8 protein-coding genes and 1 pseudogene are annotated in these 13,405 nt (G+C 39.2%); 5 read left to right on the top strand and 4 right to left on the bottom strand.

Features of this window, described 5'->3' with window-relative positions:
* Position 1: 1 nt before the first annotated feature.
* The 4 genes from hflK to metK all read right to left on the bottom strand — a co-directional run bounded on the left by hflK (position 2) and on the right by metK (position 4,417).
* Positions 2–1,198, bottom strand: coding sequence for an FtsH protease activity modulator HflK (gene hflK / locus NYR60_RS01470; protein WP_279467358.1), 1,197 nt, complete (start codon positions 1,196–1,198; stop codon positions 2–4).
* Between the two features lie 177 nt (positions 1,199–1,375).
* The gene (trxA, locus tag NYR60_RS01465; protein WP_279467357.1) at positions 1,376–1,693 is read right to left on the bottom strand and encodes a thioredoxin; all 318 of its coding nucleotides are present in this window, start codon (positions 1,691–1,693) and stop codon (positions 1,376–1,378) included.
* A gap of 122 nt (positions 1,694–1,815) precedes the next feature.
* Positions 1,816–3,108, bottom strand: coding sequence for a nucleobase:cation symporter-2 family protein (locus NYR60_RS01460; protein ID WP_279467356.1), 1,293 nt, complete (start codon positions 3,106–3,108; stop codon positions 1,816–1,818).
* Between the two features lie 157 nt (positions 3,109–3,265).
* Positions 3,266–4,417, bottom strand: coding sequence for a methionine adenosyltransferase (gene metK, locus NYR60_RS01455; protein WP_014991856.1), 1,152 nt, complete (start codon positions 4,415–4,417; stop codon positions 3,266–3,268).
* A 507-nt stretch (positions 4,418–4,924) separates the two neighbouring features.
* Here metK and NYR60_RS01450 point away from each other — a divergent pair.
* The 5 genes and pseudogenes from NYR60_RS01450 (at position 4,925) to NYR60_RS01430 (ending at position 13,398) form a co-directional block, all read left to right on the top strand.
* Positions 4,925–5,335: an ESPR domain-containing protein gene (locus tag NYR60_RS01450; RefSeq protein ID WP_279467355.1), complete on the top strand. Its 411-nt coding sequence runs from the start codon at positions 4,925–4,927 to the stop codon at positions 5,333–5,335.
* Positions 5,299–9,312, top strand: coding sequence for a YadA-like family protein (locus NYR60_RS01445; RefSeq protein WP_279467353.1), 4,014 nt, complete (start codon positions 5,299–5,301; stop codon positions 9,310–9,312). Before NYR60_RS01450 ends, NYR60_RS01445 begins: the two co-directional genes overlap by 37 nt.
* A 185-nt stretch (positions 9,313–9,497) precedes the next feature.
* Positions 9,498–10,391 (top strand): annotated as a pseudogene (locus NYR60_RS01440) (homocysteine S-methyltransferase family protein).
* A gap of 92 nt (positions 10,392–10,483) precedes the next feature.
* On the top strand, positions 10,484–11,899 hold the full coding sequence (locus NYR60_RS01435) for a basic amino acid/polyamine antiporter (RefSeq protein WP_279467352.1): 1,416 nt from the start codon (positions 10,484–10,486) through the stop codon (positions 11,897–11,899).
* Between the two features lie 98 nt (positions 11,900–11,997).
* Positions 11,998–13,398, top strand: coding sequence for a basic amino acid/polyamine antiporter (locus tag NYR60_RS01430; RefSeq protein ID WP_279467351.1), 1,401 nt, complete (start codon positions 11,998–12,000; stop codon positions 13,396–13,398).
* The last annotated feature ends 7 nt before the right edge of the window (positions 13,399–13,405 follow it).

The raw sequence follows: 13,405 nt of genomic DNA, 5'->3' as shown, positions 1-13,405 counted from the left end.
TTTAAAATCTCCCCTTACGTACCGGCTCTTCATTTTGTTGTGTATTCGGCACAGAAGTTTGAACAGGCTGTTGCATCACTTGCGGTTGCTGAATAACAATCGGCGTAGCTTGTTTCGCCGGTTCAGATACAGCCGGTTTAGCCAACAGTTTATCCATTGGCAATACGTTTAAATTATTACCGTTACCGTCCATAATCACTTTTGGCGTGTTTTTCATCACTTTTTCCATGGTTTCGATATATAAACGCTCACGCATAACTTTCGGTGCGGCTTTATATTCCGGTAACAATTTAGAAAAACGTTCTACTTCACCTTTTGCTTCTAACACGATTTGATCTTTATAAGCTGTTGCTTGTTCAACGATACGTTGTGCCTGACCACGAGCAATCGGTTCACGACCACGTGCATAAGCCTCCGCTTCACGGATTAAACGCTGTTCGTCTTCTTGTGCTTTGATCGCATCATCAAATGCGTCTTTTACTTCTTCCGGCGGACGAGCGGATTGGAAGTTTACATCCGTAACTAATAACCCCATATCATAGGTTTTAATAATATCACGGAGAGTTTGCCAAGTTTTCTCACGTACCGTTGCACGACCGGTAGTTAAAATATCATCCATTGACATATGACCGATCACATAACGTAATGCACTGTCTGTCGCTTGTTTTAAGCTATCGTCCGCATCACGTACGCTAAATTTATATTTAGCCGGATCTTCAACACGGTATTGAACCGTCATTTCAACCTGAACCATATTTTCATCTTGCGTCAGCATTGAACCGCCAGTTTTTAATTCTGACACACGCTCAATATTCACCGGAATGACTTCATCAATAAAAGTCGGCTTCCAGTTTAAACCCGGCATTACGATTTGGTGTAATTTACCGAAACGGGTTACAACCCCTCTTTCCGCCTCTTGAACGGTATAAAATCCGGATGCACCCCAAACAATAGCGGCTAAAATGGCAGTAAGCGGTAGGAGTTTACCGAAATTTTGCGAATTTCCCGATTGATTTCCTTTTTTACCACCACCCATTTTTTTTAGTAACGAGCTAAAAGCCTCCTCTAAATCCGGCGGCTCTTGGCGATTATTCTGTTGATTCGGTTCTTGTTGCGAACCTTGCCCTTGTTGCTCAGGCTTTTTTTGACCCGGTTTACCCCACGGATCTTGCTGGTTGCCTGATTCATTCCACGACATAAATTTCTCCAAAATAAAAAATTTCTGTACGTCTATTAAAAATAACGTAGCTTGTCGATTGTACCTATTTGTACTTGATTTTGCTAGGCTTTATATAGCAAATAGCGGTCTTTTTTAACAATTTTTTTGCAAATAAAAAGGGCGAGAATTAACTCGCCCGATTTAGAAAATTAAAGATTAAAGTGCTTGTTCAACAAATGCACTTAATTGTGATTTTGGTAATGCACCAACTTGTGTTGCAACCACTTCACCATTTTTGAAAAGGATTAAAGTTGGGATTGAACGAATACCGAATTGTGCTGGGATTTGTTGGTTCTCATCCACATTTACTTTAGCGATTTTCGCACGACCTACAAACTCTTCTGATAATTCGTCTAAAATTGGTGCGACCATACGGCAAGGACCACACCATGGTGCCCAAAAGTCTAATAATACAGGTACATCTGATTTTAAAACTTCTTGTTCAAAAGTTGCATCGGTAACTTGTAAAGTCATAATTGTTTCCTTGTTGAGAATCTAAAATAAAACGCCACTTGAGACTGTGGCGTTAAGTTTTTTCGTAAGATAAGGCTTCATCTACTCAATTTCAAGTAAATTTTGCCAATCGCACTAATTATTTATTCCTTATCTTCCGGTAAAATAAGATTTAAAACTAACGCTAAAATGGAACCGACCGTAATCCCCGAACCAAATACTTCTTTAAAGAAGCTTGGTAATTTATCTAATAATTCAGGACGCGTCGTCACGGCTAAACCACAACCGATTGAAATCGCAATAATTAAGCCGTTACGTTTTGAACGTTCTACTTTATCCAACATTTGGATACCAGCAGCAATAATCATTGCAAACATCATTAAACCCGCACCGCCTAATACCGGACTCGGAATTGACACAATTAAGGCTCCGAACCAAGGGAATACACCGGCTAAAACTAGCAGTACCCCCATCACAGTCACCACATAACGGCTTGCCACACCGGTCAACGAAATAACGCCTATATTTTGTGCAAATGATGAGAACGGTGTCGTTGACATAATTGCTGCAAACGCAGAACCTAAACCGTCACACAGTACGCCACCACGTAAATGTTTACCGGTAATTTCAGTTTGTGTTGCATTACCTAATGCTAAAAAGTTACCGCTTGATTCAACAATCGTCACTAAATAAGCAATCGACATCCCGATAATACCTGAAATTGGAAAAGCTAATCCGAAATGTAACGGCTGTGGAATGGCAAAAGTTTCAGCATTTTTAACCGCATCAAAATTAATCCAGCCAAGAGCTAACGCCACGACATAACCAACCATCATACCGATTACAATCGCTGCTGCAGAGAAAATTCCTTTTCCCCATTGTACCAAGATCACCACCAATACAAGTACAAAAGTCGCCATCGCAAGATTTGCCGGATCTGCATAATGCGGATCACCTTTTTGACCGCCTGCGAACCAGTCTACTGCGACAGGAATTAAACTCAGACCGATCATCATTACCACTACACCAGTCACGACTGGTGGGAATAATTTACGTACATACGGCATAAAGAAGCTGCCGATAATCATCACTAATGAACCGACTAACGATGCCCCCATAATACCGGCAACACCATGTTCACTAAAACCGATTGCAAGCGCCGCCGCCACAAAAGTAAAACTGGTTCCCATTACGCTCGGTAAACGCAAACCGATAGGACCAATCCCTCTGCATTGAATAATCGTGACAATCCCTGAAACCAATAACGCCGCATTAACCAGTACAATGGTATCCGGTGTTGGAAGTTTTAATACATTTCCGATAACAAGCGGCACGGCAATAATTCCACCAAGTGCAGCTAAAAGATGTTGTGCTGCAAGTAAAAGGGTTAAACCAAAAGGCGGTTTAGAATCAACAGGATAACGTAAATTTTGCATAAATGCCTCAAACTAAAAAATTGGGGCGAATTATACGCTTTTACGTCCTTTTAGGCAAACGTTTGCGTAATAATAGCTAATTAAAAAACAAGCGGTTGAATTGACAAATTTCTCTGTAAATTCAACCGCTCTATATGGCTAAGTTATTTTAACTTAATTATAAACCTGCACCAGCACGTAATGCTTCCGCTTTATCTGTTTGTTCCCATGGGAAGTGTTCACGACCGAAGTGACCGTAAGCTGCTGTTTCACGGTAAATCGGACGGATTAAATCTAACATTTTGATTAAGCCGTATGGACGTAAATCAAAGTTTTGGTAGATTAATTTCACTAATGTTTCATTTGAAACTTTACCCGTGCCAAAAGTTTCCACCATAATTGATGTCGGATCCGCTACGCCGATTGCATAAGAAAGTTGGATTTCACAACGATCCGCTAAACCTGCCGCCACGATATTTTTTGCTACATAACGTGCTGCGTATGCTGCCGAACGGTCAACTTTTGATGGGTCTTTACCAGAGAATGCTCCGCCACCGTGACGAGCCGCACCACCGTAAGTATCTACGATAATTTTACGGCCGGTTAAACCACAGTCACCCATTGGGCCGCCAATCACGAAACGACCAGTCGGGTTAATAAAGTATTTGGTGTTTTGGCTTAACCATTCGCTTGGTAATACCGGCTTGATGATTTCTTCCATCACACCTTCCACTAAATCTTTTTGTGAAACGTGTTCAGCGTGTTGAGTTGAAAGTACCACCGCATCAATCCCGACGATTTTATTATTTTCGTAAGCAAAAGTTAATTGGCTTTTCGCATCCGGACGCAGCCAATCTAATTTGCCAGATTTACGTACTTTCGCTTGTTGTTCCATTAAACGATGAGCGTATGTAATCGGTGCCGGCATTAATACATCGGTTTCATTGGTTGCATAACCGAACATAATACCTTGGTCGCCTGCGCCTTGCTCTAACGGATCGGCACGGTCAACACCTTGGTTAATATCCGGTGATTGTTTACCAATCGCATTTAATACTGCACAAGAATGCGCATCAAAGCCCATATCAGAATGAGTATAGCCAATGTCGCAAATCACTTGACGAGTTAAGTTTTCGATATCCACCCATGCAGAAGTGGTGATTTCACCGCCGACTAACGCCATACCGGTTTTTACATACGTTTCACACGCCACACGTGCTTTCGGGTCTTGTTTTAAAATTTCATCTAACACCGCATCCGAGATTTGGTCTGCAATTTTATCCGGATGTCCTTCTGATACTGATTCTGAAGTAAATAAATTAATCGCCATTCTAATTACCTTTTAACTCATTGATTTATAACGTTATATATTAGACAAGCGGTCAAATATTGCAAAAATCTTACAAATTTAAACCGCCTGTACTGGATTCTAGTTAGCCGTTTTTCCGTCTAGACGGCTATAATAGACTTTTTTACTTTCCTGTCAAACCATTTATTCAAAAAAACATCAATCCTAATATTTGATATAATTCAAAATTATTACAAATAACTTCTTATATATAATTAACAGTTATTAAAATAAAATGTAAAAATTCATATACATAAATCTTCTTTTGTATCTTTTTTATACTTCAACGAATCATATAATTTGATCTTCATCACATTTCCAAGATAATAATGTAAGAAAATTGTAAACTTTGGCTAAAATTTAACCACCCCCCCTAAACCACATTAATTGACAATTAATTCCCCCTTCTTATAATGCCTTCATTTATTGAGCATAATTTATAAAGCCATATAAATATCCATATTTTTTCTCCATCTAAAGGAATATCCTATGAATAATATTTTTAAAGTGATTTGGAACCATTCAACACAAAGCTGGGTAGCAGTATCAGAATTAGCTCGTGGGGTTGTAAAATCATCTACAAATTCAGAAGTGAAATCAAAGCAAACGATTGCCTCTAAAGCAAAAGTATTATCAACCATTTTACTTTTATCTGGAGCATCTTCTTCTTTCGCTGTAACAAACCAAGACTTCACAGATGTGAATAATCTTATTCAATCATATGCAACTACTTATGCCAATAATTTCTCAGCAAGAGCAGATAAAACAGTAGCTCCTAAATTAAGAGAGCAAGTTTCACTCTCAAATACTATTGCAGCCTTAGCTGCTCAATCAGCTAATCTAACAAACTTAGTAAATATAATTTGTCACTTGCCAATAAAGCTGATCAATCTGCATTAGATACAACTAACGCTAATGTCACCGCATTACAAACTGGTAAAGCAGATCAATCTGCCGTAGATACTGCATTAGCAAATAAAGCTGACCAATCTGCATTAGATACAACTAACGCTAACGTTACTGCATTACAAACTAGTAAAGCAGATAAATCTGCCGTAGATACCGCATTAGCCAATAAAGCTGACCAAACCGCTTTAGATACAACTAACGCTAATGTTACTGCATTACAAACTGATAAAGCAGATAAATCTACCGTAGATACCGCATTAGCCAATAAAGCTGACCAAACCTCATTAGATACAACTAATGCCGCTGTGACTGCATTGCAATCTGATAAAGCCGATAAACAAGAAGTGAGTGATGCTTTAACACAAGTCGCTCAATCTGCTGAAAGTTATACAAATAGAAAAAATGCTGAACAAGATAAAGCTCTAGCAACTAAATTAGCAACTAAAGCCGACCAAACAGCATTAGATGCAACTAACGCTAACGTTACTGCATTACAATCTAATAAAGCAGATAAAGCTCAAGTCGATGAACTAGCTGAAAATCTTGCTGATGTAGCCGATTACAACGATGCTCAAGATGCAATGATTGAGGCAAAAGCTGATCAATCTGAAGTTGACGCATTAAAAACAGCTAAAGCAGACAAAGCAACTGTTGAAGCAAACAAAAAAGCGACTGAAGATGCCCTTGCTCTCAAAGCTGATAAAACTGCTTTAGATAGCAAAGCGGATAAAACCTATGTGGACACGCAATTAGGTTTAGTTTCTACTGGTCTAGATGGCTTAACGAAAGCTAATGAAGAACAAAATGAAGCTATCGACCAAAAAGCAGACAAAACTGCTGTAGATACTTTAGCGAAAACTGTTGATGGCAAAGCGGATAAAACCGCTGTTGATGAGTTAGCTGAAAACCTTGCTGACGTGGATGCTTATAATGATGCTCAAGATGCAATAATTGAAGCAAAAGCTGATCAATCTGAAGTTGACGCATTAAAAACAGCTAAAGCAGACAAAGCAACTGTTGATGCAAATAAAAAAGCGACTGATGCAGCTCTTGCTCTTAAAGCAGACAAAGCAACTGTTGAAGCAAACAAAAAAGCAACTGACGATGCTCTTGCTCTTAAAGCCGATAAAACTGCTTTAGATAACAAAGCAGATAAAACTGAGTTAGCTAATAAAGCAGATAAATCTTTTGTTGATACTCAACTTACTTTAGTGAATACCGGTTTAGAAGGTTTAACAAAAGCTAATGAAAAACAAGACGAAGCTATCGCTCAAAAAGCAGATAAAACTGCTGTAGATACTTTAACGAAAACCGTTGATGGCAAAGCGGATAAAACTGCTGTTGATGAATTAGCTGAAAACCTTGCTGACGTGGATGCTTATAATGATGCTCAAGATGCAATGATTGAAGCAAAAGCTGATCAATCTGAAGTTGACGCATTAAAAACAGCTAAAGCAGACAAAGCAACTGTTGAAGCAAACAAAAAAGCAACTGACGATGCTCTTGCTCTTAAAGCCGATAAAACTGCTTTAGATAACAAAGCAGATAAAACTGAGTTAACTAATAAAGCAGATAAATCTTTTGTCGATACTCAACTTACTTTAGTGAATACCGGTTTAGATGGTTTAGCGAAAGATAATGAAAAACAAGACGAAGCTATCGCTCAAAAAGCAGATAAAACCGCTGTTGATACCTTAGCGAAAACCGTTGATGGCAAAGCAGATAAAACCGCTGTTGATGAGTTAGCTGAAAACCTTGCTGATGTTGATGCTTACAACGATGCTCAAGATGCTGTTATTGACTCTAAAGCATCAAAATCTGATTTAGCTAATAAAGCGGATAAAACAACTGTTGAAGCAAACAAAAAAGCAACTGACGATGCTCTTGCTCTTAAAGCCGATAAAACTGCTTTAGATAATAAAGCAGATAAAACAGTTGTTGATACTCTAGCCAATAAGGTTGATACAAAAGCAGATAAAGCAATTGTAGATACACTAAACTCAACAGTAAATGCGTTAACTACAGCTGTAGATGCTAAAGCAAATCAGACTGATGTGGATGCTGTAAAAGCTGATGTGGCAACTAAAGCAAACCAAGCTGATGTTGATGCCGTAAAAGCAGACGTAGCAACTAAAGCAAATCAGGCTGATGTTGATGCTGTAAAAGCAGATGTAGCAACTAAAGCAAATCAAGCTGATGTTGATGCTGTAAAAGCTGATGTAGCAACTAAAGCAAACCAAGCTGATGTTGATGCCGTAAAAGCAGATGTAGCAACTAAAGCAAATCAAGCTGATGTTGATGCTGTAAAAGCAGATGTAGCAACTAAAGCAAGCCAAGCTGACGTTGATGCAGTAAAAGCTGATGTAGCAACTAAAGCAAACCAAGCTGATGTTGATGCAGCAAACCATGCTCAAAATGTAGAAATTGCTAAGAAAGCAGACCAAGCTGACGTTGATGCAGTAAAAGCTGATGTAGCAACTAAAGCAAACCAAGCTGATGTTGATGCCGTAAAAGCAGATGTAGCAACTAAAGCAAATCAAGCTGATGTTGATGCTGTAAAAGCAGACGTAGCAACTAAAGCAAGCCAAGCTGACGTTGATGCTGTAAAAGCAGACGTAGCAACTAAATTAGATACTAAAGCGGATAAAACTGCATTAGATGCGAAAGCAGATAAAACTGACTTAGATGCTAAAGCAGATAAAACTGACTTAGATGCTAAAGCAGATAAAACTGACTTAGATGCTAAAGCGGATAAAGCCGACTTAAATAGCAAAGCTAATAAAGCTGACGTTGACGCTGTAAACAAAGTTCAAGATGCTGAAATTGCTAAGAAAGCAAATCAAGCAGATGTTGACGCAGTTAAAGCTGATGTAGCAACCAAAGCCAACCAAGCTGACGTTGACGCAGTTAAAGCCGATGTAGCAACTAAAGCAAACCAAGCTGACGTTGATGCTGTTAAAGCGGATGTAGCAACTAAAGCAAATCAAGCTGATGTTGATGCAGCAAACAATGCTCAAAATGCAGAAATTGCTAAGAAAGCAAACCAAGCTGACGTTGATGCAGTAAAAGCAGATGTCGCAACTAAAGCAAACCAAGCTGATGTTGATGCAGCAAACAATGCTCAAAATGCAGAAATTGCTAAGAAAGCAAACCAAGCTGACGTTGATGCAGTAAAAGCAGATGTCGCAACTAAAGCAAACCAAGCTGATGTTGATGCAGCAAACAATGCTCAAAATGCAGAAATTGCTAAGAAAGCAAACCAAGCTGACGTTGATGCAGTAAAAGCAGATGTCGCAACTAAAGCAAACCAAACTGATGTTGATGCAGCAAACAAAGCTCAAAATGCTGAAATTGCTAAGAAAGCAAACCAAACTGACGTTGATGCTGTAAAAGCAGATGTCGCAACTAAAGCAAACCAAGCTGACGTTGATGCGGTGAAAGCCAATGTTGGTACAAATAAAGCGAATATCGCAAAAAATAAAGCGAACATTGCGAAAAACAAAGCAAACATTGAGAACAATAGAGCGAAGATTGCAAGCAACAAAGCTAATATTGCAACCAATAAAGCTAATATTGCTGCAAATAAAGCTAATATTGCGACCAATAGAGCAAATATTGAAACCAATAGTGCTAACATTGCAACCAATAGAGCAAATATCGCAGCGAATAGAGCGAGTATTGTAGAAACCAATAAACGTGTAGATCGTTTAGAAAGCCACGTAAGAAAAGAGAATAAAAAATTACGTGCTGGCGTTGCGGGTGTAACAGCAATAGCAAACTTACCTCAAGTCACTCGTCCGGGTAAAGTGATGACATCTGCTGCTGTCGGTTCTTATGATGGACAAAGTTCGGTTGCTGTGGGTGTAAGCCGTATGTCTGAAAATGGTAAAGTTATTTTCAAAGCATCCGGTAGTGCCAATACACAGGGTACATTCAATGTCGGTGCTGGTATCGGTTATGAATGGTAATCCACGTTAAATACTAAATAATCAAAAGCGATCAGATTGACTTTCTGATCGCTTTTTTTATAACCTCTCCCCTACTAAACATATTCCTTCATAACCAAGAATTATCTTCTAATTCAAAAAGAGATTTTCCCTCTTAAATATTTCGCTTATCATTATTATCTTTTTACCTTTCAGGAATCATCATTATGTCTATCACAATCCTAGACGGCGGTATGAGCCGTGAGTTAATGCGTTTAAACGCACCTTTTAAACAGCCGGAATGGTCGGCTTTATCGCTTTATGAAAAACCGTCAGCGGTGCAACAAGTACATGAAGATTTTATCGCAAACGGCGCAGAAGTGATTACAACCAACAGCTATGCAGTTGTACCGTTTCATATCGGTGAGCAACGTTTTAGTGCGGACGGTAAAATGCTTGCAGATCTTGCCGGTCGTCTTGCCAAACAAGCGGTTAAAAATAGCGGAAAATCTGCAAAAATTGCCGGTTCATTACCGCCAATGTTCGGATCTTACCGTGCTGATTTGATTCAAGCAGATCGTTTTGCCGAAATTGCTCAACCGATTATTGACGGGCTTGCACCTTATGTTGATATTTGGTTATGTGAAACACAAAGTGCGATTATCGAACCGACTTCGATTAAGCCGTTATTACCAAAAGATAACCGTCCGCTTTGGGTTTCGTTTACTTTAACTGATGATGAGCCAACGCCCGAGCCACAATTACGCTCTGGTGAACCAGTAGCCCTTGCGATTGAAAAAATGGTGGAATTAGGCGTTGATGCGATTTTATTTAACTGCTGCTAGCCGGAAGTGATTGAACAAGCACTAGCAATAACCCAATCTATTCTAACAGCCAAAAATGCGACACATATCCAAACCGGTGCATATGCAAATGCGTTTGCTCCTCAACCGAAAGATGCAACCGCTAATGACGGTTTAGACGACGTGCGTAAAGATTTAGACCCTGAAGCCTATCTTGCGTGGGCAAAAAAATGGACGGCACAAGGCGCAACCATTGTCGGCGGCTGTTGCGGTATCGGAATCGAATATATCAACACTCTGGCTAAAAATTTAAAATAACCGAATAAGCGGTCAAAATTGGCAATTTTTTTGCAAAAAACCTGCAAAATTTAACCGCTTGTATCAAGCACAACATCAAAATAAGGGCAATTATGTCAAACAAAAAAATTGGGTTACTTTCCTTAACCGCTCTGGTACTCAGTTCGATGATCGGTTCTGGAATTTTCAGTCTGCCGCAAAATATGGCGGCGGTCGCCGGCGGTGAAGCGTTAATTCTCGGCTGGATCATTACCGGCATTGGGATTATTTTTCTCGGACTTTCTTTCTTCTTTATTTCTCGTTTGCGTCCAGATTTAGACGGTGGTATTTATACTTATGCACGTGAAGGCTTTGGCGATTTAGTCGGCTTTCTCTCCGCTTGGGGTTATTGGCTGTGTGCAACCATCGGGATTGTTGGCTATTTAGTGGTAGCGTTTGAGGGAATCGGCTCATTTACCGATACTGAATCGAATATTATTTTCGGGCAAGGTAATACGCTGGCTTCTTTTATCGGTGCTTCAATTATCGTGTGGTTAGTTCACGCTTTGGTGGCTAGCGGTGTTAAAGAAGCAGCAACGGTAAACTTGATTGCAACGTTTGTAAAAGTGTTCCCGCTCGTATTATTTATCGGTTTGGCAATTTGGTATTTTAAAGGCGAAACTTTTAGCCAAGACTTACAAGGTATGGCATTAAATAACAGCGTGTCGGAACAAGTAAAAAACACGATGTTAATTACCCTTTGGGTATTTACTGGTGTGGAAGGTGCGTCTGTGTTATCCGCTCACGCTAAAAAGAAAAGTGATGTAGGTTTAGCTACCGTACTTGGGATTCTTATCGCATTGGTTTTATATATTGCAATTACCGTGCTTTCTCTCGGTATTTTACCACGTGAAACCATTGCTGAGATGTCAAACCCATCAATGGCAGGTTTATTAGAAACGATGATCGGCTCAAGCGGTAAGATTTTAATTACGTTTTGCTTAATTGTGTCGGTATTAGCCTCTTATGTCAGCTGGACAATGTATTCAGCGGAAGTACCTTATCGTGGTGCTAAAAATGGCGCGTTCCCGAAAATTTTAGATAAGCTCAATGCGAATGAAGTGCCGATTAATTCACTTTGGCTTACCGGTTTTGTGGTGCAATTCTGTTTATTTTTAGTGCTTTTAACCGGTAAAAGTTACAACGCATTATTGCTGATTTCGACCTCAATGATCCTTGTGCCTTATTTCCTAATCGGTGCATATTTATTGAAACTGTCATTCCAACGAAATTCAGCGTGGTATATCAAACTAACAGGTTTTATCGCATCGATTTACGGTTTATGGATTGTTTATGCGGCAGGGTTAGATTACTTATTATTATCGGTACTCCTCTATGTACCGGGCATTGCTTTATTCCTTTACTCACGCTATCAACATCAAGGCAAAACCTTAAATTTAACAACATTTGAAAAAATCTTATTACTCTTAATCGGACTCTTATTTATTTGGGCGGTTTATAATAGTTTTACTAACGTTGATTGGAGCTAACATTCATCATCCCCTTGTGTTTTATACATTAGGGGATTTTTTATTTTTATGCTAAATTATGCAATTTGTGTGAATAACAATTATAAGAAGGACATTTTATGTCAAAAGGCAAAATCGGTCTTTTTTCATTAACTGCTTTGGTGCTTAGCTCGATGATCGGCTCAGGCATTTTTAGCCTTCCGCAAAATATGGCGGAGGTAGCCGGTGCGAAAGCATTATTAATCGGTTGGTTAATTACCGGTATTGGTATCATTTTTTTAGGCTTATCTTTCTTTTTTCTATCTCGTATTAAACCGGAATTGGAGGGTGGCGTATATACTTACGCTCGAGAAGGTTTTGGGGATTTAGTCGGTGGATTAGCTGCTTGGGGGTATTGGCTTTGTACGGCAATCGGCAGCGTTGGCTATTTGGTCGTGGCTTTTGAAGGTGTGGGGACTTTCATTGATAGCGAAAACTATACCATTTTTGGACAAGGTAATACCGTTGCTTCGATTTTAGGTGCATCGGTAATTGTTTGGTTAATTCATCATCTGATTGCCCGAGGTATCCGAGAAGCCGCCTTTGTGAATTTAGTTGCGACAATTGTTAAAACTTTACCGCTCTTCTTGTTTATCGGCTTGGCCATTTGGTTCTTCTCCCCTGAACAATTTGTACAAGATTTCAGCGGAGCAACACTAGAAAAAAATACGTTAACGCAAGTCAAAAATACTATGTTGATTACCCTTTGGGTCTTTGTCGGTGTTGAAGGGGCTTCGGTGCTTTCAGCACACGCAAAAAAGAAAAGTGATGTCGGCTTAGCAACCATTTTAGGGATTTTGATTACATTAGTGTTATATGTTGCGATTACTGTGCTTTCACTCGGTATTTTGCCTCGTGAAGTGATCGCACAAATGCCGAATCCATCTATGGCAGGTTTAATGGAACATATGATTGGGGCAAGCGGTAAGATTATTATTACACTTTGCTTAATTATTTCCGTACTGGCTTCTTATATGAGCTGGACAATGTTTTCATCGGAAATCCCTTACCAAGCGGCAAAAACCAAAGTATTCCCGAAATTATTAAACCGCACAAATATCAATGGCACTCCGATAGCTGGCTTATGGTTAACTAACATTACTATTCAAATTAGCTTACTTTTAGTGCTGTTTACCGGCAAAGGTTATAGTATGTTGATTCAGCTATCAACTACAATGATTTTAGTGCCTTACTTCTTAGTCGGGGCTTATTTACTCAAAGTAGCGATAAAACAAAATGAAGCTTGGTATATTAAATTAACCGGTGCAATGGCATCAATTTATGGTTTATGGATTGTGTATGCCGCAGGGTTAGATTACTTATTGTTATCAGTGGTATTATATGTGCCGGGCATTTTGCTCTTTTTCTATTCACGTAAACAAAACGGCGAAAAACTTAACTTAAATCCTTTAGAAAAAGGTTTATTGTTACTTATTAGCCTGCTCTTTATCGGTGCAATTTATTCTCTTCTTACAAATTAATTTTAGG

Origin of the sequence: Actinobacillus genomosp. 2 (assembly GCF_029773605.1) — a bacterium.
In the GTDB taxonomy this organism is placed as follows: Bacteria; Pseudomonadota; Gammaproteobacteria; order Enterobacterales; family Pasteurellaceae; genus Actinobacillus.
The sequence above is the reverse complement of the archived record's forward strand: the minus strand, read 5'-3'. Positions and strand labels throughout refer to the sequence as shown.

Bases quoted from the DNA above. Each gene is read 5' to 3' on its own strand.
- hflK (WP_279467358.1), bottom strand. From the start codon at position 1,198: ATGTCGTGGAATGAATCAGGCAACCAGCAAGATCCGTGGGGTAAACCG.
- NYR60_RS01450 (WP_279467355.1), top strand. From the start codon at position 4,925: ATGAATAATATTTTTAAAGTGATTTGGAACCATTCAACACAAAGCTGG.
- metK (WP_014991856.1), bottom strand. From the start codon at position 4,417: ATGGCGATTAATTTATTTACTTCAGAATCAGTATCAGAAGGACATCCG.
- NYR60_RS01435 (WP_279467352.1), top strand. From the start codon at position 10,484: ATGTCAAACAAAAAAATTGGGTTACTTTCCTTAACCGCTCTGGTACTC.
- trxA (WP_279467357.1), bottom strand. From the start codon at position 1,693: ATGACTTTACAAGTTACCGATGCAACTTTTGAACAAGAAGTTTTAAAA.
- NYR60_RS01430 (WP_279467351.1), top strand. From the start codon at position 11,998: ATGTCAAAAGGCAAAATCGGTCTTTTTTCATTAACTGCTTTGGTGCTT.
- NYR60_RS01460 (WP_279467356.1), bottom strand. From the start codon at position 3,108: ATGCAAAATTTACGTTATCCTGTTGATTCTAAACCGCCTTTTGGTTTA.